The sequence below is a fragment of the Mesorhizobium sp. B2-8-5 genome (assembly GCF_006440675.2).
Classification (GTDB): Bacteria; Pseudomonadota; Alphaproteobacteria; order Rhizobiales; family Rhizobiaceae; genus Mesorhizobium.
Genome location: NZ_CP083951.1, coordinates 4,018,270 through 4,038,756, shown reverse-complemented (window position 1 = coordinate 4,038,756; position 20,487 = coordinate 4,018,270). Strand labels below are relative to the sequence as shown.

Below are 20,487 nucleotides of genomic sequence, written 5' to 3'. Positions count from 1 at the left end.
GTGAAGACCGGGGTCCGCGATTTGCCGTCGCGAAAACTCGTCGGCGCATGCTAAAAGGCTCCAAATCAGGAACAGAGGGAGGGCCGGATGGACGGCGAGAGCAAGAAAACGGCCCGGTCGGACCTCGACGAGGCCGCCCTCTTCTTCCACAAGCACCCGACGCCGGGAAAGCTCGAAATCCAGGCCACGAAGCCGCTCGGCAACCAGCGCGACCTGGCGCTTGCCTATTCGCCGGGGGTGGCCGCGCCCTGCCTCGAGATCCGCGACGATCCCGCCACCGCCGCCGATTACACCGCGCGCGCCAACCTCGTTGGCGTCGTTTCCAATGGCTCCGCCGTGCTTGGGCTCGGCAATATTGGTCCGCTCGCCTCCAAGCCGGTGATGGAAGGCAAGGCGGTGCTGTTCAAGAAATTCGCCGGCATCGACGTCTTCGACATCGAGATCGACGCGCCGGAGATCGAGCGCATGGTCGAGACCGTCGCGGCGCTCGAACCGACCTTCGGCGGCATCAACCTCGAGGACATCAAGGCGCCTGAATGTTTCGAGGTCGAGGAGCGGCTGAAAGCCCGCATGGGCATCCCGGTCTTCCACGACGACCAGCACGGCACCGCGATCATCGTTGCAGCCGCGGTGCTCAACGGGCTGGAACTGGCCGGCAAGGCAATCTCCGACATCAAGATTGTCACTTCCGGCGCGGGTGCCGCGGCGCTCGCCTGCCTCAACCTTCTGGTCTCGCTCGGCGCCAAGGTCGAAAACATCTGGGTGACCGACCGTTTCGGCGTCGCCCACAAGGGCCGCGTCGAGGAGATGGATCGCTGGAAAGACCCGTATGTGAAGGATACCGAGGCGCGCACGCTGGCCGACGTCATTCCCGGTGCCGACGTCTTCCTCGGCCTTTCCGCCGCCGGCGTGCTGAAGCCGGAGCTGCTGCGGCATATGGCGCCGAAGCCGCTGATCCTGGCTTTGGCCAACCCTAATCCCGAGATCATGCCGGAAGCGGCAAGAGCCGCGCGGCCGGACGCCATGATCTGCACCGGGCGCTCGGATTTTCCCAATCAAGTCAACAACGTGCTTTGCTTTCCTTACATCTTCCGCGGCGCGCTCGATTGCGGCGCCAGCGCCATCAACGAGGAGATGAAGATGGCGGCGGTCCGCGCGATCGCCGCCCTTGCGCGCGAGGAGCCATCGGATGTCGCGGCGCGCGCCTATTCCGGCGAGACCCCGATGTTCGGTCCTGATTTCCTGATCCCCTCGCCCTTCGACCCGCGCCTCATCCTGCGCATCGCGCCGGCGGTGGCCAAGGCTGCCTGCGACACCGGCGTCGCGACGCGACCGATCGCCGACTTCGCCGCCTATATCGACAAGCTGAACCGCTTCGTCTTCCGCTCCGGCCTGGTGATGAAGCCGGTGTTCTCCTCGGCCAAGGCTTCAAGCGCCAAGCGTGTCATATATGCCGACGGCGAGGACGAGCGCGTGCTGCGCGCGGCGCAGGTGGTGCTGGAGGAAGGCATCGCCGAACCGACCCTGATCGGCCGCCCGCATGTGGTGGAGGTCAGGCTGAAGCGCTACGGCCTGCGCATCCGGCCGGGCGTCGATTTCGCCCTGATCAACCCGGAGGACGATCCGCGCTATCGCCACTATGTCGACCTCCTGATCGAACTGGCCGGCCGCCGCGGCGTGACGACGGAAGCGGCCCGCACCATGGTGCGCACCGACAACACGGTGATCGCGGCCCTGGCGCTGAAGCGCGGCGACGCGGACGCCATGGTCTGCGGCCTCGAAGGCCGCTTCGAGCGGCATCTGCGCAATGTCACGCTGATCATCGGGCCGCGCGCCGGCATCAAGGATCATGACCTGTCGACGCTGTCGATGCTGATCTCGCAGCGTGGCATCATCTTCCTCACCGACACACATGTCTCGGTCGACCCGACCGCGGAGGAGATCGCCGAAATGACGGTGCTGGCGGCGGAGGAAATCCAGCGCTTCGGCATCGAGCCGAAGGCAGCGCTTCTGTCGCATTCGGATTTCGGCTCGCGCGATTCCCCGAGCGCGCTGAAGATGCGCCGCGCGGCGGAAATCCTCGGCCGCATCGCGCCCGGCTTGCAGTGCGACGGCGAAATGCATGCCGATACAGCACTTTCGGAGCATCTGCGCCAGCGCGTCTATCCGCATTCCAGGCTGAAGGGCGAAGCCAATCTGCTGGTCTTCCCGAACCTCGATTCGGCCAACATCACGCTGACGGCGCTGCGCGCCATGATGGACGCGCTGCATGTCGGGCCGATCCTGCTCGGCACGGACAAGCCCGCGCATATATTGACGCCGTCGGTGACCTCGCGCGGCGTCGTCAACATGACCGCGCTAGCCGTGGTCGAGGCGGCGCACAAGGCGCAGGCGGTGGTCGATCTGGGTTAGGGTGTGTTGAGGCCTGCCTAGGCAGGCGCGAAGCGGAAATGCCCCGTCCGCCTGAAGACAAAGAGCGTGTCCTCCTCGCGGGCGCCCCGGCCGATATTGTGGATGACCAGTGGCCGTTCCGGTGCCTCGGTCGAGCGGTTGGTGGAGACGATGGCGATATGCGTCAGGTTGCCGGGCAGCATCTGGGTGACGAGATCGCCCGGCTGATAGTCGGCAGGATCGTCGCTGACGGCGAGCGAAGCCCCCCGCCGTTCGAAGAACACGGCGAGATTGGGCACTCTGCGGTGGTCGATGTTCGGATCGGTCGATTTCAAACCCCAGGCCTTGGGATAGGCGGAGAAATCGGCCAGCATGTCCTCATGCACCAGCTTTTGTAGGTCGAGCCGGAAGGCGTGGCGATAGGCTCGGATCACGACATCCGTGCACACGCCCCGGTCCTGCGCGACATCGCCGCCGGGATAGGGGATGCGGGTGTAAGTCGGATCGTAGAGCGTGGTGACGCCGATCTGCCTGCGCGCGGCATCGACCAGCCTGAAGGTCCATTCAGGCGTGGCGATCTTCGCCATCGCCTCAGGCGTGGCTTTTCTGGCCATCGCGTACGGCACGGCCAGGAACAGAAGGCCGAGCTGCAGCGCGCTTCGACGGGTAATCGGGATCATGCATCGCCCCTCTCTTGCAAGCCGAATTCGCGCAATTGGTCCCGCGCGAAAGCGTCTTTTTTAGGCTCTCGGCGTTTTGCGGCTGGCGACGGAGGTTGTGTTTCCGGTTGAAAACGTTTCACGCCGAATTGTCCTTGAGCTCAGTGGCTCCGACTCTGGCATAGTCGATTAACCACGGCAGCGTAGCTTCGGGTCGAACAGGCGATTTGGGGTTTCGGATGAAAGGCGCGGGGTTGAAGCTGACCCACCTGATGGCGCTGCTTGCAGCGCTTGCAGGCTCGGTCGTCGCCGTGACCGAGTCCGAGGCGGCCTCGCGCGCTTGCAGGCAGCTCGAAGCCGAACTCGCCGCGACACGCGGTGGCGGCGGAGGGCCGGGCATCGTGCGCAAATATGATGATGCCATCCAGCGCCAGCGCGAGCAGCTTGCCAAGGCCCGCAGCCGGGCGGGCGACGCCAATTGCGGCTTCACGCTGTTTTCGCGAAATGTCAGCCAATGCGCGGCGATCAATGCCTCGATCCAGCGCATGAACGCCAATCTCGACACGTTGCAGGCCAAGCGCGAGCGGCTGGCCGACGGCGGCACGCGGCGCGACCGCAGCCGCATCCTGGCGGCGCTCGACGCCAATGGCTGCCGCGACGACGAGATCGCGCCGCGCCGCGCCCCGCTTCGGGAGGCGGCCCGCGACAATGGCGGCGGCAATCTGTTCGAGCAGCTTTTCGGCCGCCAGGACCAGCAGCTCGAAACGCCCGACGCCCCCGATATGCCGGACTCGGAGGTGCCTTCCGATGATCCCGGCGAGCGCAACATCCGCCGCGTCATCAACCAGCCGGACGGCATGGACCTGCCGCGACTGGGCGGCGAGTTCCACACCATGTGCGTGCGCACCTGCGACGGCTATTTCTTCCCGATGTCCAACGCGGCTTCCATCGGCGACTTCGAGCGCGACCAGAAAAACTGCGAATCGAGCTGCCCAGGCACCGAAATGCAAGTCTTCTATTCGCGTGGAATGGACGACGACTCTGGCTCGATGACTTCGTCTGCGACCGGTCAACCCTACAGCGAGCTGCCGACCGCCTATCTCTACAAGCAGGCCAATTATTCACGGCCGCCGACCTGCGGCTGCAACGCGCAAGCCGGCAACTTCACGATCATCGGCGGCAACCCGCCCAATCCCGAACAGTCGCGGCCCGACGGCGAGGCCGCGCCCTTCATTCCCGTGCCGGCGTCCAAGCCGGATCCCGGCGCCGATCCGGAAACGCTCGCCAATACCGAGGGCGGGCTCGACCAGGATGCGATCAAGCGGCTGATCACCAAGGTGCCGGTGTCGCCGGTCTCGGCGCTGCCGCCGGATCAGCGCAAGGTCAGGGTCGTCGGGCCAGCGTTCCTTCCCGACCCATCAGCGGCAATAGATCTGAAAGCTCCGGCCCCGAAGTCCGCCCGGTAAGGGCGAGCCTCAGCGGCATGAACAGCGGCTTGCCCTTGCGCCCCGTTGCTTCCTTGATCTTGCCGGTCCAGTCCTTCCAGACCGTGCCGTTCCACGGCTCCTCGGGGAGAACGTCGAACGCCTGATTGAGGAAATCGCGGTCTTCGCCGGAAAATTCCGCCGGCTCCTGCGGACCCTCGCTCAGGATTCGCCACCAGGCGACCGCGTCCGACAGGCGGTCGAGATTGCCGCGCACGGCAAGCCAGAACGGCTCGGCCTTGTCGCCGGAAATGCCCAGCACTATGAGCCGGTCGCGCGCTTCCTCGAACGGCATATGATGGATCAGCGTGCGGTTGAGCACGAAGAGCTCGTCCGGGTCGAATTTGGAGGCGGACTTGGACGTCGCAGCCGGGTCGAAATGGCCGGCAAGCTCGTTGAGATCATGCGCGGCGGTGACATTTTCCGACGTGCCGACCAGCACGGCCAGCGACGCGACCGCCATCGGCTCGATGCCGTCCTCGCGCAGGCTTTCGATCGACAGCGCGCCGGTGCGCTTCGACAGCCCCTCGCCCGACACGGTAGTGAGCAGATTGTGGTGGCCGAAGACCGGCGGCTCGGCGCCGAGCGCCTTGAAGATGGCGATCTGCACGCCGGTGTTGGTGACGTGGTCGTCGCCGCGAATGACGTGGCTGACGCCCATATCGATGTCGTCGACCACCGAAGGCAGCGTGTAGAGATAAGTGCCGTCCTCGCGCACCAGGACGGGATCCGACAGCGAGGCGAGGTCGACGGTCTCCTCGCCGCGCACGAGGTCGTTCCAATGCACTTCGGTGCGCTCCGGCTGCAGCGGATCGCCGGTGAAGTTGGGCAGCAGGAAGCGCCAATGCGGCCGGCGGCCATCCGACTGGTATTCGGCCACCTGCTCCGGCGTCAGCGTCAGCGCCTCGCGGCCATAGACCGGCGGCAGGCCGCGCGTGCGGCGCACCTTGCGGCGCAGGTCGAGTTCTTCAGGCGTTTCGTAGCAGGCATAGAGCACCCGCCCCGCCTTCAGCCGCTCGACCGCAGCGTCATAAATCTCGAAGCGACGCGACTGGTATTCGGTGACATCCGGGAAGATGCCCAGCCAATGCAGGTCGTACAGGATGGAATCGGCATATTCCTGCTTCGAGCGGGCAATGTCGGTGTCGTCGAAGCGCTGGATGAAACGGCCCTTGTTGTTCATGGCGAAAAGCCAATTGAACAGCGCGGTGCGCGCATTGCCGATATGGATGCGGCCGGTCGGCGATGGGGCAAAACGTACAGTAACTGTCATGAGCGGGGCGTAGCGGATGCTTTTGGTGTTGACAAGGCGCGCCCCCGCGCGAACGCAACAGATAGTGCAAGCCAGCTAAAATGAAAAGCCGACGGCCCGACATGCTTCACGGCAGACTGATAAACCGCGTCAAGTGCCTGCGAACCCAAGCTTCCTATGTCCCCGTTATCCACATATGTGACACACAAGATGTTGGGGTCACAAAAGCTACAAAAACGAATCCTTGACGGGTCGGAACGAGTCGCTTTTTATAGGCCATGCGCTCCTGTTGCGGGCGCGACCGGAGAGTTTCGAGCCCGGTCTTTTTTCCCGGATTTTGTGCGTTTTGCCCGGATTTCCGCCTGTTCACGAGGCCGGCGGAGGCGTGGGGATCTTTAGGGCTTGGGTGGGCGAAAGGGAGAATTGTCGGTCTGGAAAAAATGATCTGTTAACACTATATTTAGTGTTTGCAGGCAGGCTCGACGCTAGATAGTGTGAACCTCCCTCTACGGAGGGAATCGACAAAAGTTTCAGTTTAGGGACCCGCGAGGGTCGGCCTGCAGCCCGGGCGGATGCTTGGGAAAGCGTCTTGCTGTCTGCGTGCCGGCACTTGCGACGAGGAGAGTGTTGGCGTCGCCCGCGATGCCGGCAAACGACGGACTGCGCTTTTCGCCATGTGGGGCAGCAATCCCTGGGGAAAAGCGCTATATATAGACACAAAGGAACGGGACCAATGCGCATCGAGCGTCGCTTCACCAAGCCAGATCAGTCTGCCTATGCGGAGATCGAATTCCGCAAGGCTTTGTCGGAGATCAAGAATCCCGACGGCTCGGTGGTGTTCCGCCTCGATAACATCGATGTGCCAGCGCAGTTCAGCCAGGTCGCGGCCGACATCCTGGCGCAGAAATATTTCCGCAAGGCCGGCGTGCCGGCGCGCCTGAAGAAGGTCGAGGAGAACGACGTCCCCTCCTTCCTGTGGCGTTCGGTTGCCGACGAGGCTGAGCTCGCCAAGCTGCCCGAGGCTGAGCGCTATGGTTCGGAAACCGACGCCCGCCAGGTCTTCGATCGCCTCGCCGGCACCTGGACCTACTGGGGTTACAAGGGCGGCTACTTCAAATCCGAGGACGACGCGCGCGCCTTCCGCGACGAGCTCGCCTATATGCTCGCCACCCAGCGCGTCGCGCCGAACTCGCCGCAGTGGTTCAACACCGGCCTGCACTGGGCCTACGGCATCGACGGCCCGAGCCAGGGCCACTTCTATGTCGACCCCTTCACCGGCAAGCTGACCAAGTCGAAGTCCTCCTACGAGCATCCGCAGCCGCATGCCTGCTTCATCCAGGGCGTGCAGGACGATCTCGTCAACGAGGGCGGCATCATGGATTTGTGGGTGCGCGAGGCGCGCCTGTTCAAATACGGCTCCGGCACCGGCTCGAACTTCTCGATGTTGCGCGGCGAAGGCGAAAAGCTGTCCGGCGGCGGCCGCTCGTCCGGCCTGATGAGCTTCCTCAAGATCGGCGACCGCGCGGCGGGCGCCATCAAGTCGGGCGGCACGACGCGCCGTGCGGCGAAAATGGTCATCGTCGACGCCGACCACCCGGATATCGAGGACTTCATCGACTGGAAGGTCAACGAAGAGCAGAAGGTCGCCTCGCTGGTGACCGGCTCCAAGATCGTCAAGAAGCATCTCGAAGCCATCATGAAGGCTTGCGTCAATTGCGAAGGTCATGACGACGACTGCTTCGATCCGGCTTTGAACACCGCGCTGAAGCGCGAGATCAAGGCGGCCAAGAAAGACGCCGTGCCGGAGAACTACATCTACCGCGTCATCCAGTTCGCCCGCCAGGGCTACACCTCGATGTCGTTCAAGACCTACGACACCGACTGGGATTCGGACGCCTACCTCACCGTCTCCGGCCAGAACTCCAACAATTCGGTGTCGCTGAAGGACAACTTCCTGCGCGCCGTCGAGGCCGATGGCGACTGGCAGCTTACCGCCCGCAAGGACGGCAAGGTGCTGAAGACGCTGAAGGCGCGGGATCTGTGGGAAAAGATCGGCTACGCCGCCTGGGCTTCCGCCGATCCGGGCCTGCATTTCAACACGACGATGAACGACTGGCACACCTGCGCTTCCGCCGGTGCGATCCGGGCCTCCAACCCGTGCTCGGAATACATGTTCCTCGACGACACGGCCTGCAACCTCGCCTCGATCAACCTTTTGCCCTACCGCCGCGAAGACGGCACGATCGACATCGCCGCCTACGAGCACACCGTTCGCCTGTGGACCGTCGTGCTCGAAATCTCGGTGATGATGGCGCAGTTCCCGTCCAAGGAGATCGCCAAGCTCTCCTACGACTACCGCACGCTCGGCCTCGGCTACGCCAATATCGGCGGCCTGCTGATGACCTCGGGCATCCCTTACGACTCCGACGAGGGCCGCGCGATCTGTGCAGCGCTCACCGCCATCATGACCGGCGTCGCCTATTCGACCTCGGCCGAGATGGCCGCCGAGCTCGGCGCCTTCCCGGACTATGACCGCAACGCACAGAACATGCTGCGTGTCATGCGCAATCACCGCCGCGCCGCTTACGGCGACAAGGACGGCTACGAGAAGCTCGCCGTCAACCCGGTGCCGCTGGTCGCCGCCGACCTGAAGCAGCAGGCTTTGGCCGAGCATGCCCGCGCTGCCTGGGACCGCGCCATCGAGCTCGGCGAGGAGCATGGCTACCGCAACGCGCAGGCGACCGTGATCGCGCCGACCGGCACGATCGGTCTGGTCATGGATTGCGACACCACCGGCATCGAGCCCGACTTCGCGCTGGTGAAGTTCAAGAAGCTCGCCGGCGGCGGCTATTTCAAGATCATCAACCGCGCCGTGCCGGAAGCGCTCAGGACGCTGGGCTACTCCGAAAGCCAGATCGCCGAGATCGAGGCCTACGCGGTCGGCCACGGCAATCTCAACCAGGCGCCCGGCATCAACCCGTCCTCGCTCAAGGCCAAGGGCTTCAGCGACGAGAAGATCGCGGCGCTGAATGCCGCGCTGAAGTCGGCCTTCGACATCAAGTTCGTGTTCAACCAGTGGACGCTCGGCGCCGACTGGGTGAAGGAGACGCTCGGCTTCACCGACGAGCAGCTCGGCGACATCTCCTTCGAGATGCTGCCGGCTCTCGGCTTCTCGAAGAAGGACATCGACGCCGCCAACATCCATGTCTGCGGTGCCATGACGCTCGAAGGCGCGCCCTTCCTCAAGGCCGAGCATCTGCCGGTGTTCGATTGCGCCAGCCCCTGCGGCAAGATCGGCAAGCGCTCGCTCTCGATCAACAGCCACATCCTGATGATGGCGGCCGCGCAGCCCTTCATCTCGGGCGCCATTTCCAAGACCATCAACATGCCGAACGAGGCGACGGTCGAGGACGCCAAGAACGCCTATATGCTGTCGTGGAAGCTGGCGCTGAAGGCGAACGCGCTTTATCGCGATGGCTCGAAGCTGTCGCAGCCGCTCAATGCCTCGCTGCTCGCCGACGGCGAGGACGACGAGGACGAGGCGGTCGAGCAGCTGATCGCCGCGCCTGCCGCACAGCGCGCCGTCCAGGTGACGGAAAAGATCGTCGAGCGCGTCATCGAGCGGCTCTACCGCGACCGCGAGAAGCTGCCGAACCGCCGCAAGGGCTACACGCAGAAGGCCGTCGTCGGCGGCCACAAGGTGTATCTCAGGACCGGCGAATTCGACGACGGCCGCCTGGGCGAGATCTTCATCGACATGCACAAGGAAGGCGCCGCCTTCCGCGCGATGATGAACAACTTCGCCATCGCCATCTCGCTCGGCCTGCAATATGGCGTGCCGCTCGATGAATATGTCGAGGCCTTCACCTTCACCAAGTTCGAGCCGGCCGGCATGGTGCAGGGCAACGACGCCATCAAGAACGCGACGTCGATCCTCGACTATGTGTTCCGCGAGCTTGCCGTCTCCTATCTCGGCCGCCACGACCTCGCCCATGTCGACCAGTCGGACTTCGACAAGACCGCGCTCGGCCGCGGCATCACCGAAGGCAAGGCGACGCCCTTCTCCAAGGGCCTCTATCGCGGCGCCTCGCCGGTGAAGCTGGTGTCGGCTGCTGGCTCAGACCCGAAGGGTTTCGGCGGCTCGGGGCCGTCGACCGCCCCTGCCCGCGCGGCGCCCACCGCCTTCTCAGGCTCCAACGTGCTGGCGCTGAAGCCGGCCAGCGACGAGGCCATCGCCTACAAGCGCGACTATGAGGAGCGCGCCAGGGAACTGGCCGAGGATATGGTGGAAGAGGAAGCCGAGGCCGCCGGCGGCGCGGAAGCCCTCTTCACCGACGCTGCCGCCAACGAGGCCGCCGAGGCGAAGAAGCTCGCCGCGACAAGGCGCCAGCAGTCGCTGCTCCAGGGCTACACGGGCAACGAATGCTCCGAGTGCCACAACTTCACCATGGTGCGGAACGGCACCTGCGAGAAGTGCGACACGTGTGGGTCGACGAGCGGGTGCAGCTGAGAATCAGATTGCCACCGGGAATGCATTGATCTAGGTTTGTTCGCGTTTTGTTCGCAAGGGAGAGAACGATGGCGAAGAATTATTGGACTACTAGGCGTAGCGACGGCTGGGCCGTAAAGAGGGAAGGTGCTAGCCGCGCATCATCCGTTCATACCACGCAGGCTGAAGCGTGGTCGGAAACCAGAAGACTAGCGCGTGGGGCACAAAGTGAAGCACTATTGCAAGGGGCGGACGGTAAAATCAGAGCTCGGAACTCATACGGTAATGACGATTACCCGCCGAAAGGATAGTTAAACGGTTGCCGCGAAAGCTACTTCCTCTAGCAATATGCTACGACTTTGACGGCACTCTCGCTCCTGGAAATATGCAGGAGCGAGATTTCATTCCTGCCATTGGAATGACGAAAAAGGCGTTTTGGACTGAGGTGAAGGCCGACTGCGTCAAGCACGATGCGGATGAAATTCTTATATATATGAAGTTAATGCTTGCAAAGGCATCAGGCAAAGAGGTCAAAGTCCGAAAGGAGGATTTTGAAAAATTTGGAAAAGAGCTTGAGCTATTCGATGGCGTCGAGCAATGGTTTGCCCGTATAAACGAATATGGCAAGGAGGGCGGTCTAAAGATTTCCCATCATGTCATCTCATCTGGAATTAGAGAGATGATATCTGGGAGCAATATATCGAAATATTTTGAGAATATCTATGCGTCATCTTTTTGTTATGATCATCACGGAATCGCTGTGTGGCCAGCGCTGGCTTTAAATTACACAACAAAAACACAATATCTATTTCGAATAAATAAAGGTAGCCACAACGTATACGACAACTCATTGATAAACGAATATATTCCTCCTGAAGAGCGGCCCGTCCCTTTCTCGAATATGATATACATAGGGGACGGCCTGACAGACGTTCCATGTTTTCGCCTTGTCAAGAATCTTGGTGGTACCTCGATTGCTGTGTTCAGGCCACATACCAAAGGCGCCAAGACGAAATCTCAGAAGATGCTCAGTGATGGACGCGTCAATTTCATCGCGCCAGCCGACTATCAAGAAGCCTCGCCGATCGACAGGATTGTAAAGGCCACGATGGAGAAAATCGCGTCGGAGCAATATTATCGATCGCTTTCGAAGTAAGCAGCGAAGTCTCTATTTCTCGCCATGATCGACCACATCACCATCGAAGTCGGCGATCTCGCCAAGAGCAAGCTCTTCTACGAAATGGCGTTGCGCCCTTGGGCTACAACCCTGCCTTCGGCAAGGAAGGCTTGTTCTGGGCCTTCGATGTCGGCAATGGCTGCCTGTTTGAGATTCAGCGCACGAGCGAGAAGCCGCCGCTCACCCATCTCCATGTCGCCTTCCGGGTGAAGAGCAAGGCTGAGGTCGATGCGTTTCATCGCGCGGCGCTCGCGGCGGGCGCCGCGGACAATGGCGCGCCCGGTCCGCGCCCGGACTATGGCCCGAATTACTACGCCTGCTTCGTACTCGATCCCGACGGTTATAATATCGAGGCGATGATCAACGAGGCGTAATGTGGCGGCGGCCCTCCGCTTCGTCATTCTAGGGCGGAGCAGGAGCGAAGCTCCGTCGCGAAGACCCTAGAATCCATGCCATTACCTTCACCAGGGAGTACAGCGGAGCAAAATTCTGCACCGTGGCGACGCCTTGACGTCACGGAATGGCAACTGTGTTCATGCGAATGCGGTTTTATCGCGCATGATGGCGTTGAGGACGACCAGGAGCTTCCTTGCGACGGCGATGATGGCGAGCTTCTTGGAGCCGGAGCGGGCAGCAAGTGCGCTGTAGAAGGTCTTGAAGCGCTCACAGGTTCTGATGGCGGTGAGGGCTGCCATGTAGAGAGCGCGGCGCACGCGTGATCGCCCGCCCTGGATCTGGCTCCTGCGGTTGAGCTTGCCGCTTTTGTTGTCGAACGGGGCCAGGCCGACCAGTGCCGCGATCGCCTTGGGTGAGCGCTGGCCGAGCTCGGGCAGAAGCGCCAGCAGCGAGAATGCGCCGACCTTGGAGACACCGGGCACGGAGACCATCAGCGTGTAATCGCGGGCGGTGTCCTCGGCTTGACGAATGACTTCGGCAATCTGGCTCTCGATCGCCTTGATGCGCGTGTCGAGGTAGGCGATCGTTTCTTCCAGATCGGCAATGACGATCTCATTGAAGGCCTCGGCGAGGTGCTTCTTCGCCGTTGCCCGCATCTCGACCAGTTGATCGCGGTAGCGGGCAAGCGATTGAAGCCGCTCGACTTCTTCGCGCGGCGCCGGCTCGGCCTCAGGATTATAGCGACGGCCGTAGTCGCTCAGCATCCTGGCGTCGAGAGGATCGGTCTTGGCCCGCCGTCTCGTCGACTTCGCATAGTGGTGGGTATGCGCCGGGTTGTGCCGCGAGAACGGCACGCCGGCCTTGGCCAGCGCATGGCGCAGAAGCCGGTCATGGACGCCCGTCGCCTCCATGACGACGAAGTCCCGACTGGGATCAAGGCCCGCCACATACGCCGCGATCGCGTCGGCCTGGTTGTCGATGCGCCGAAGACGGCCACTTGTCTCATCAAAAAAATCGAGCCACTGCTTTGAGATGTCGCAGCCGACATAGTTCTGGGCTATCATGTCCACGCCTCTTCCTGTGGTGCGGGGTCTGCTTAGAACAGCCCCGTGCAACTGTTCAGGTTGATGGTTCACCGGTGGGAAGGGACCGGGCCATGCCACGGCCTGTCCGAAAGGACGACCAGGATTCATTCGGTCTCCTTCCCACTTCAAACCATACACCAGAACCAACACACAGGATTCTATGGTCTGCGCTGCGTCGCTTCGCTCCTTGCTCCGCCCGTGGATGACGAAGGCGTGCGATGCCCGATTCTTCAACGGAGCGGCCTTCCCTGGAGCACTCCTCTCCGGCCGCCTCCAGAAGAAATCCTAATCCGCGTCGGCCACCATCTGCCCCCCGCCCAGCCAGGCGCGCCATTGGCGCTCGTCGCCATGGAAGACGTTGAGGTCGATGCGGCCGCTGACACCATGCGACAGACCGGAGCCCGAATATTGCCAGAACAGCCACCTGCGACCCGGATAGACTTTTGACGGGTGGGCCGCCACCGCGCGCAGCCAGAAGGGATAATCCTGGAAGGCGCCGCGCAGGTTGTCGCGATAGAAGTCGGGGCTGGTGTAGATGATGGGCCGCTGGCCGTAGTGGCGCTCCAGCTTGTCCATGAACACCTGCATCTTCTCCAGCACCTTTTCGCGCGAAGGCCGCCGCTTGCAGGAGGAATCGCCGTTCCACTCGACGTCGATGACCGGCGGCAGCGCGCCGTCGACCTTCGGCACGTTGCGGATGAACCAGTCGGCCTGCTCGCCGGCGGTGCGGCACCAGTAGAAGAAATGATAGGCGCCGCGCTTCAGCCCGGCGGCATCGGCGTTGCGCCAATTCTTCATGAACATCGGGTCGAGATGATCGCCGCCGTCGGTCGCCTTGATATAAGCGAAGTTGGCGCCCTGGGCGCGCAGCTTCTGCCAGCTGATGTTGCCCTGCCAGCGCGAGACGTCGACGCCGTGAACGGCAAGATGGCGAGGTGAAGAGCGGCCGAAATTGATCGGCTTCGCGTCGCGGAACGCATAACGGGTGACCGGACCGGCGAGCATAGCAGGCGCCGCGCGCGACAGCCGCTTCGGCGGCGAGACGAGCGCTGCCTCCTGCACCGGCGGCTCGACGCTGTCCGGCAATTCGGTCGCGGGAAAATTCACCGTCTCCTCCTCGGCAAGGCCGAAGGGGCGAGTGTCCTCGTCGCCGGGGCTCGCGTTACCCTCGTCGAGCAACGGCGCTGGCGGCTTGATGCGCGCGGCGCCCGACATCGACGCGGTCTCGACGGTTCTTTCGGTGACGGCGGTCCTTACGCCCTTCGACACCGGCGCGCTCGGCCGCACGACCGAGCTCGTCGTCTCGTTGGACGGCATCTGCAAGGCATCGACGCCCGACGTGGACGAGCAGCCGGCAAGGCATAGCGATGCGAGCACGAAACTGACGACGCCAAAAATCCGCATCTTGACCTGTACGCAAAACAAAACAGACCGAAGGCAGGAACAGCGCCGCCGGAACCCCCATTCCTAATGAGAAATTACCAACAAAGTTTGAATCAAAATTTACTTTTGGCGCGGTCGGATGATTCGGGATGGCGCCGAAGCGAGCTTCTTGGCTAGCGCCTGAACACGCCGATCATCGGCCCCAGATTCCAGAAATCGTCGTTGCGGCCGATCGCGGGCGCATAGAGGCTCGAGATCGAGCCGTCGAGGAAGAGCGCGTTCGGGCAGCCGAGCTGGTCGCGGAACAGCCGCGCGAATTCGTAGAAAGTCACGACATCGTTCGAGATCGCGAAGACCGCGACCCCGTCGGCGCGCACGCCGACGCCATCGCGGATCTTGCGCGAGGTGCCGTCGTAACGGAATTTCGGATGCAGCTTGCCGTCGATGACCAGCATTGGCCCGGACTGCGTGGCATAGTCGACGCGCGGTGGGCGCTTCAGATAATCCTTGGTCGCGCGAACCCCGGCCTTGCCGGCGCTGAGATAGAAGACGCCATTGGGCTGCATGGAGAAATTGCCGGACCCAGATCCGGTCTTCGCCGACGTGATCTGCTCGCCGCGTTCGACATAGAGCCCGACCGGCGCGAGGTTCGGATGATACATGCCGGCATTGATGCCGAAAAGCAGGGTGCGCCCGGTCGCTTGCTGCGCGCTGCGCAGATTGTGCAGCGACCGGTAGAAATCGCCGTCCTTGTTCTTCCAGAACAGCTCGATGGAAAAATGCTCCGGATCGGCTTCGCAGACCAGATAGGCCGCGTTCTCGAAGGTCTGGTCGCGGCAGGGCGGCAGCGCCGCCAGCCATTGGCCAAGGCCCATGCCGGCACCGATTGCCGCCGGCGCCGCCGATTTCACCAGCGTCGCCAGCAACGGCACGGATTGCAGCAGAGTCACAAGATCCATCAGCGCACCCGAGCGTCGGCGTCGATACAGCGGATTGGGTCGAGACCTCTAATGCATGTCGCGCAAAAGTGGCCTCGGTTTTGCGACAACGACATGCATCAAGCAACGACCTAAAGCGTCGCGTGAATCCGTTTCGACGCGACGCGCTTTAGACAAGCCAGCCAGTGGCGATCCCGATCAGCAGCACCACGCCGAGCAGGCCGCGATAGATGACGAACGGCCAGGCGGAGAAGCGCTCGAGCACCCGCATCAGCCCCCATATCGCGAAGAAGGCCGAGATCGAGGCGACGACAAGGCCGACGGCCAGGATCGACCAGCCATGCGCGTCGAGATGCACCTTGTGCAGTTCATAGAGCTCCTTGAGGCCGGCCAGCGCGATGGCCGGCAAGCCGAGCAGGAACGACAGGCGCGCCGCCTCCGGCCGGGCAAAGCCCAGCCCCATCGCCGCCGTCAGCGTCGAGCCCGAGCGCGAGACGCCGGGAATGAGCGCGCCGACCTGAGCGATGCCCACCAGCAGCGCGTCGAGGATCGATGCCTGGCGCAGCACGAGCTTGTGGCTGGCGAAGATTTCGGCGAGCGCCAAAAGGATCGCCATGGCGATGCAGGCCCAGCCGATGACGGCGAGCCCGCGCAAGGGCGAATTGCAGGCGTTGAGCACGCCGGAAAGGGCAAGGCCCGCAATGACGATCGGAACGGTCGCAAGCACGATGCTGATCGCGAGGCGGAAATAGCGGTCGCCGAAATCGCGGCGCGAGATCGCCGACAGCGATCCGAACAGCACGTCCCTGACATCGCTCCAGAAATAGCTGATCACCGCCGCCAGCGCCGCCAGCTGCATGGCGGCGGAGAAGGCCGAGCCGGGGTCCTGCCAGCCCAGCACGGCCGGCACGATGCGCATGTGCGCCGTGGATGAGATCGGCAGCAATTCGGTGATGCCTTGCACGATGCCGAGGAACGCCACCTTGGCGTAACCCAGGCCGACAAAGCCGGTATCCAGTCCTTGCGTGCAGACGTCGGTCATCCCGGTCCTTTCCCCGTGCCCCGGCCGTCATCCGGGGCAAAAGTGAATCGTCATCGAAAGCCCATCGGGGACAGGCTTAGCCTCACGACAGCGTGATTCCAACTCACGGATTTGTAAGGTGCCGCTAATCCTGCTTGACAACAGGCGACATCATATTATTCTCCTCTAATCTTACACTGTAAGGCAAATCGGAGGAGCATCCCATGTCGACCGCCGCCCTCTCGGAACTGCAGCCAGTCGTGCCGCCGCAAACGCACGTCCCGGACATCGCGATCGAGGCGGTGTCGCGCGATTTCAGCCGCGCCATCGAACGCGCCGAAGTTGCTGCCTGGCTCGACCTTTACGAGGCGGCGCCCGCCGATTTCGCGGCACGGCAAGGCTTGTCGATCGCCAAGGACGGCGACCTTGTCTGGACCACCTGCACGACGATCCCTTTCATCCATTTCAACTGCGTGAAGAATATCGGCGTCGATGGCCCGGCGACGGAAGAACAGGTCGATGCGCTGCTCGCGCACTACCGCGCGGCCGGCATCGTGCGACCGTGGTTCTATACCAATCCGCACACCGAGCCGTCGCGGCTGAGATGCTGGCTGGAAGCGCGCGGGATGCAGCAGCAAAGCGGCTGGGAGCGCATCTTTCGCGACGCGACGCCGCTGCCGGACGAGCCGCTTTTCCCGGGCGACCCGCTGATCCCAGTCGACGATCTGGCGATCGAGGAGGTCACACCCAAGACAGCTTCGGAATGGGCTTCTTTCATCGATGCCAAATACAGGCTTCCCACCTCGCCCTGGCTCACGGCGCTTGTCGGTCGTAAGGGCTGGCGTCATTACATGCTGAAACGCAAGGGCGCGGTCGCCGCCGTGCGCTCGCTGTTCATCTCAAACGGCGCCGCCTGGAGCGGCATCGACGCCCCGGTGCCGGGAATCATGGCACCGAGCTTCGATCTTGATGCCATGCTCGGCGAAAGGCTGGTTCGCGACGGCATCGCCGCCGGCGCGAAACTGTTTGTCGCCGACATCGAGGCGCCGCGCCCCGACCGCGACGGACCGGCCTATCGCAACTACGACCGGCTCGGCTTCAGGCTCGCCTATTTGCGCAGCCACTACAGTTACTTACCCGCGAATTCGAGCTGACCATTTCGGCGGAGTTGCCTCAACGGTACAACCACTGCTTCAGGCAGCTTCTTGCCACAACATGCGCTGGCGGCACCGAAGCCTGGTCGATGCGAGAATCCTCGCCCGCCCTGTCGCGAGCCTTTTCCAGAAGCAGGCGAAGCTCGGCGGGGCGCACGCGGTCGCGCGCCATCACGAGCTGGACCATCGGGTCGTTCAAAAGCTCGTCCAGGGTGTTGATGCTCTCGCTCATCCGTCGCCTCCTCGATGCCTTCCCGCATGGCGCTTAGATAGGCAGCCAATGATGGCCCGCCAATGACGCTTTGCCGGCTATCTCGTGAATCCAAGATGAAATTTTTGTGCAGGCCTGCGTCGCAATGACTCAGGCCGGCGGCGCGCCTTCATGTTGCGGCAGGCCATCATCAAGCATCAGCCAGGGCTGCTTCGAAGCAGTCCAGAAATGCATGTCGGGCTCGAACAGCGACGGATCGTCGAGCGAGCCGGACGTGACGCCGAGAATGCCCCTGGAGTCGCGACGCGAAAACATCGTCGTGCCGCACACCGGACAGAAGCCGCGCTGGAGGTCGGGCGTGGAATTGATCGTCGCCACCGGCCCCTCGATCGTCACGTCGTCGATGCGGAACAGAAGCCGCGCGTTGAAGGCGGCGCCGATCGCCTTCTGGCAGATCCGGCAATGGCAAACCCGTTCGTTGACCGGCTCGGCATCGGCCCGATACCGCACCGCGCCGCACAAGCAACCGCCCTCATACTTCGCCATGATAAGCATCCTGTTCGCGAGTATCGGAACGCTCTAGCCGCCGGCATGGCGGCGTCAATCAAAAAGCTTTGATGGGACGCGATCGCTAACGGTGATAGGCCAGCCCCGGACGAGAGATCAATGGCGCTTGGCCTGGACGAGATAGGCGTCGATCATGGTCTCGCCCAGCCATTTGGCGGCTTCGAGCCGGTGCAGCCCCTCGACCAGGACGTGACGCTTGCCGTCGTGCCGCACCTGGATCGGCGTCTTCATGCCGTTTTCGAGAATATCCTCGGCGAGATGGCGCACGGTTTCGGGGTGCAGCGTCTTGCGGCGCGCCGTCGGCACGTAGATGTCGTCGACCTTGACCTTTTGCACACGCAGCATGTCGGCTCCCCGTGGGAAATCTTGCGCCAGGGTCTGTCGAGATTCAGGTCAGGCCGAGCCGGGAAAGGCGGTTCCCGAGAACCGGAGCGGAGCGTACTTGAAGTACGTGAGCACCGGAAGCGCGGGAAATTGCCATTCGCAGGCCGGCCTCGCCTGAAATATCGATGGACCCTAGGATGAGATAGTCCGTTTGCCGGACATCGCCAAGCGCAAGTGCGGGCTGGCCCGACGCTTTCCATTTGACGCTTGGCCGGCCAATGGTCTCAATGGCGGCCTCGTGATCTCAGGTGTTCCTTGACGCAACTGCCCACCGAATTCCCCGATTTCGGGCTGACGCCCGAGCAGCGCCGCGAGGCGGTGCGCGGCCATTGCTACGAATGGCCGGGCATGGATGGTTCGAGCGGCGAGATCTGGTGCTACAGCGGCCGCTTTTCCTATCGCCCGGGCGAAACGGTGACGCTGCATGTGAGTTCGACGGCGCCGCAATTCGGCATGGTCATCGTCCGCGACGGCGGCAGCGAGACCAAGGTCTTCGAGAAGACAGGCCTGTCGGCGCGCTGGCAGGACACGCCCGACCAATGCTCGGTCGAAGGCTGCGGCTGGGAGGCGTCGTTCGAATTCCGTGTCGGCGACGATTGGCCGTCAGGCGCCTATCGCGTGACGCTCTCGGCCGAGGGCCGTGGCGGCAAGCCGATCCACAGCCATCATCTCTTCATCGTCACACCCCTGCCCGGACGCAAGCCCGGTCGCCTGTTGCAGGTCGCCGCGACCGGCACGTGGCTCGCCTACAACACATGGGGCGGCTCGAACCACTATCAGGGCATCACCGGCCCGAACCGCGACCAATACGCGATGATGGTGTCGACGCAGCGTCCCTGGTGCCGCGGCTTTGTCGTGCTGCCCAAGGATGCGCCGCGCGTGCCGCTCGAAGTCGCGGTGCCGCCGAAGATCGTGCCGCGTTACCCGCATATGGAATGGGCTTTCGCCACCGGACATTCGAAGAAATACGCCTCTTCCGGCTGGGCGAGCTATGACAGCCATTTCTTCCGCTTCGCCGAGCGCGCCGGCTATGCGGTCGACCTCGCCAGCCAGCACGAATTGCATTTCTCGCCCGAAATCCTCGCTGGCTATGACTGCGTCGTCTTCGTCGGCCATGACGAATACTGGACCTGGGAGATGCGAGACGCGGTCGACAACTACGTCGAGCGCGGGGGCCATGCGGCGCGCTTCGCCGGCAATTTCATGTGGCAGACGCGGCTGGAGGACGAGGGCCGCCGCCAGGTTTGCTATAAATACAAGGCGCGCGCGCAAGATCCCGCCTATCGCGGCGGCGATGTCACGCGCGCCACCAATTCCTGGGAAGCACCCGAGATCGGCCGCCCGGGCAGCGCCACCTTCGGCCTCAATGCGACGCGGGGCGTCTATGCCGGCTGGGGCGGCTGCGCGCCGCGCGGCGTGCGCGGCTTTCCGATCTACCGGCCGGAGCACTGGGCCTTCGCCGGCACCGGCATCTATTATGGCGACCTGCTTGGCGCCGACGGCCATGTCTATGGCTATGAGGTCGACGGTCTCGATTTCGAGATCCGCGGCGGCCTGCCCTACCCGACTGAAACCAGCGGCGCGCCGGATGGCTTGCAGGTGCTGGCTGTCGGCATGGCGAGCCAGGTCGAGGAGAGCGCCGACATCCCGATCGAGGACCAGTTCCTCACCGACGAGGACGGACGCTTCACCGCCGAAACCTTGTTCGGCGAGGCCAGCGACGCCAATCTCGACAAGGTCAAGCGCGGCAACGGCATGATCGTCAATTTCCCGCGCGGCAAGGGCGAGGTGTTCCACGCCGGAAGCTGCGAATGGGTCGCCGGCCTGCTAAGGCAGGACGCGATGGTCGAACGCGTGACCAAAAATGTTCTCGACCGCTATCTCGGAAAGTCCTGA

At 63.1% G+C, this 20,487-nt stretch carries 15 protein-coding genes and 3 pseudogenes; 8 read left to right on the top strand and 10 right to left on the bottom strand.

What is annotated here, in order from left to right; all coding sequences use genetic code 11:
• The first annotated feature begins 87 nt into the window (after nucleotides 1–87).
• Nucleotides 88–2,412 (top strand): NADP-dependent malic enzyme, encoded by a 2,325-nt coding sequence (locus FJ430_RS19580; RefSeq protein ID WP_140708637.1) that lies wholly within the window; start codon nucleotides 88–90, stop codon nucleotides 2,410–2,412.
• Between the two features lie 17 nt (nucleotides 2,413–2,429).
• Here the strand turns inward: FJ430_RS19580 and FJ430_RS19575 are convergent, their stop codons facing one another.
• Nucleotides 2,430–3,071: a DUF1287 domain-containing protein gene (locus FJ430_RS19575; protein WP_226891792.1), complete on the bottom strand. Its 642-nt coding sequence runs from the start codon at nucleotides 3,069–3,071 to the stop codon at nucleotides 2,430–2,432.
• A 218-nt stretch (nucleotides 3,072–3,289) separates the two neighbouring features.
• On the opposite strand from FJ430_RS19575, the gene FJ430_RS19570 reads away from it, so the two are divergent.
• Nucleotides 3,290–4,516 carry a DUF2865 domain-containing protein gene (locus FJ430_RS19570; protein ID WP_140708635.1) on the top strand — a complete coding sequence of 409 codons (1,227 nt, stop codon included), beginning with the start codon at nucleotides 3,290–3,292 and terminating at the stop codon, nucleotides 4,514–4,516.
• On the opposite strand, the gene gltX is transcribed toward FJ430_RS19570, so the two are convergent.
• Nucleotides 4,434–5,807, bottom strand: a complete 1,374-nt coding sequence (gene gltX / locus FJ430_RS19565; RefSeq protein WP_140708633.1) for a glutamate--tRNA ligase — start codon at nucleotides 5,805–5,807, stop codon at nucleotides 4,434–4,436. The genes FJ430_RS19570 and gltX overlap by 83 nt on opposite strands.
• 712 nt (nucleotides 5,808–6,519) lie before the next feature.
• On the opposite strand from gltX, the gene FJ430_RS19560 reads away from it, so the two are divergent.
• The 4 genes and pseudogenes from FJ430_RS19560 to FJ430_RS19545 all read left to right on the top strand — a co-directional run bounded on the left by FJ430_RS19560 (nucleotide 6,520) and on the right by FJ430_RS19545 (nucleotide 11,826).
• Nucleotides 6,520–10,296, top strand: a complete 3,777-nt coding sequence (locus tag FJ430_RS19560) for a vitamin B12-dependent ribonucleotide reductase (RefSeq protein WP_140708631.1) — start codon at nucleotides 6,520–6,522, stop codon at nucleotides 10,294–10,296.
• A 68-nt stretch (nucleotides 10,297–10,364) separates the two neighbouring features.
• Nucleotides 10,365–10,586 carry a DUF2188 domain-containing protein gene (locus FJ430_RS19555; RefSeq protein WP_140708629.1) on the top strand — a complete coding sequence of 74 codons (222 nt, stop codon included), beginning with the start codon at nucleotides 10,365–10,367 and terminating at the stop codon, nucleotides 10,584–10,586.
• A 74-nt stretch (nucleotides 10,587–10,660) separates the two neighbouring features.
• The gene (locus FJ430_RS19550) at nucleotides 10,661–11,431 is read left to right on the top strand and encodes an HAD family hydrolase (protein WP_413467790.1); all 771 of its coding nucleotides are present in this window, start codon (nucleotides 10,661–10,663) and stop codon (nucleotides 11,429–11,431) included.
• A 24-nt stretch (nucleotides 11,432–11,455) separates the two neighbouring features.
• Nucleotides 11,456–11,826 (top strand): annotated as a pseudogene (locus FJ430_RS19545) (VOC family protein).
• Between the two features lie 159 nt (nucleotides 11,827–11,985).
• Here FJ430_RS19545 and FJ430_RS19540 read toward each other — a convergent pair.
• The 5 genes and pseudogenes from FJ430_RS19540 to FJ430_RS19525 form a co-directional block, all read right to left on the bottom strand.
• Nucleotides 11,986–12,912: an IS110 family transposase gene (locus tag FJ430_RS19540; protein ID WP_226892214.1), complete on the bottom strand. Its 927-nt coding sequence runs from the start codon at nucleotides 12,910–12,912 to the stop codon at nucleotides 11,986–11,988.
• Between the two features lie 306 nt (nucleotides 12,913–13,218).
• Nucleotides 13,219–14,079: pseudogene (locus tag FJ430_RS19535) on the bottom strand (GH25 family lysozyme); the annotation flags it as partial.
• A 119-nt stretch (nucleotides 14,080–14,198) separates the two neighbouring features.
• Nucleotides 14,199–14,337: pseudogene (locus FJ430_RS31755) on the bottom strand (muramidase); the annotation flags it as partial.
• A gap of 152 nt (nucleotides 14,338–14,489) precedes the next feature.
• Nucleotides 14,490–15,275, bottom strand: coding sequence for a phosphodiester glycosidase family protein (locus FJ430_RS19530; RefSeq protein ID WP_140710384.1), 786 nt, complete (start codon nucleotides 15,273–15,275; stop codon nucleotides 14,490–14,492).
• 148 nt (nucleotides 15,276–15,423) lie between these two features.
• Nucleotides 15,424–16,296, bottom strand: coding sequence for an undecaprenyl-diphosphate phosphatase (locus tag FJ430_RS19525; RefSeq protein ID WP_140647473.1), 873 nt, complete (start codon nucleotides 16,294–16,296; stop codon nucleotides 15,424–15,426).
• A gap of 203 nt (nucleotides 16,297–16,499) precedes the next feature.
• Between FJ430_RS19525 and FJ430_RS19520 the strand changes: the two genes are divergently transcribed.
• Nucleotides 16,500–17,429 carry a hypothetical protein gene (locus FJ430_RS19520; protein WP_140710382.1) on the top strand — a complete coding sequence of 310 codons (930 nt, stop codon included), beginning with the start codon at nucleotides 16,500–16,502 and terminating at the stop codon, nucleotides 17,427–17,429.
• 19 nt (nucleotides 17,430–17,448) lie between these two features.
• Here FJ430_RS19520 and FJ430_RS19515 read toward each other — a convergent pair whose 3' ends face one another.
• From FJ430_RS19515 to FJ430_RS19505, 3 genes are all read right to left on the bottom strand, one after another.
• Entirely contained in the window at nucleotides 17,449–17,661 is a 213-nt protein-coding gene (locus FJ430_RS19515) for a hypothetical protein (RefSeq protein WP_140647475.1), read from the bottom strand.
• A gap of 129 nt (nucleotides 17,662–17,790) precedes the next feature.
• A complete protein-coding gene (locus tag FJ430_RS19510; RefSeq protein WP_140710380.1) occupies nucleotides 17,791–18,186 on the bottom strand; it encodes a GFA family protein in 396 nt (131 codons plus the stop codon).
• Nucleotides 18,187–18,303: 117 nt separating this feature from the next.
• Nucleotides 18,304–18,552 carry a ParB N-terminal domain-containing protein gene (locus tag FJ430_RS19505; RefSeq protein ID WP_140542817.1) on the bottom strand — a complete coding sequence of 83 codons (249 nt, stop codon included), beginning with the start codon at nucleotides 18,550–18,552 and terminating at the stop codon, nucleotides 18,304–18,306.
• A gap of 294 nt (nucleotides 18,553–18,846) precedes the next feature.
• Here FJ430_RS19505 and FJ430_RS19500 point away from each other — a divergent pair, with 294 nt between their 5' ends.
• A complete protein-coding gene (locus FJ430_RS19500; protein ID WP_140710378.1) occupies nucleotides 18,847–20,487 on the top strand; it encodes a N,N-dimethylformamidase beta subunit family domain-containing protein in 1,641 nt (546 codons plus the stop codon).

Bases quoted from the DNA above. Each gene is read 5' to 3' on its own strand.
- FJ430_RS19560 (WP_140708631.1), top strand. From the start codon at position 6,520: ATGCGCATCGAGCGTCGCTTCACCAAGCCAGATCAGTCTGCCTATGCG.
- FJ430_RS19555 (WP_140708629.1), top strand. From the start codon at position 10,365: ATGGCGAAGAATTATTGGACTACTAGGCGTAGCGACGGCTGGGCCGTA.
- gltX (WP_140708633.1), bottom strand. From the start codon at position 5,807: ATGACAGTTACTGTACGTTTTGCCCCATCGCCGACCGGCCGCATCCAT.
- FJ430_RS19550 (WP_413467790.1), top strand. From the start codon at position 10,661: ATGCAGGAGCGAGATTTCATTCCTGCCATTGGAATGACGAAAAAGGCG.
- FJ430_RS19515 (WP_140647475.1), bottom strand. From the start codon at position 17,661: ATGAGCGAGAGCATCAACACCCTGGACGAGCTTTTGAACGACCCGATG.
- FJ430_RS19520 (WP_140710382.1), top strand. From the start codon at position 16,500: ATGTCGACCGCCGCCCTCTCGGAACTGCAGCCAGTCGTGCCGCCGCAA.
- FJ430_RS19575 (WP_226891792.1), bottom strand. From the start codon at position 3,071: ATGATCCCGATTACCCGTCGAAGCGCGCTGCAGCTCGGCCTTCTGTTC.
- FJ430_RS19530 (WP_140710384.1), bottom strand. From the start codon at position 15,275: ATGGATCTTGTGACTCTGCTGCAATCCGTGCCGTTGCTGGCGACGCTG.
- FJ430_RS19505 (WP_140542817.1), bottom strand. From the start codon at position 18,552: ATGCTGCGTGTGCAAAAGGTCAAGGTCGACGACATCTACGTGCCGACG.
- FJ430_RS19525 (WP_140647473.1), bottom strand. From the start codon at position 16,296: ATGACCGACGTCTGCACGCAAGGACTGGATACCGGCTTTGTCGGCCTG.
- FJ430_RS19580 (WP_140708637.1), top strand. From the start codon at position 88: ATGGACGGCGAGAGCAAGAAAACGGCCCGGTCGGACCTCGACGAGGCC.
- FJ430_RS19540 (WP_226892214.1), bottom strand. From the start codon at position 12,912: ATGATAGCCCAGAACTATGTCGGCTGCGACATCTCAAAGCAGTGGCTC.
- FJ430_RS19510 (WP_140710380.1), bottom strand. From the start codon at position 18,186: ATGGCGAAGTATGAGGGCGGTTGCTTGTGCGGCGCGGTGCGGTATCGG.
- FJ430_RS19570 (WP_140708635.1), top strand. From the start codon at position 3,290: ATGAAAGGCGCGGGGTTGAAGCTGACCCACCTGATGGCGCTGCTTGCA.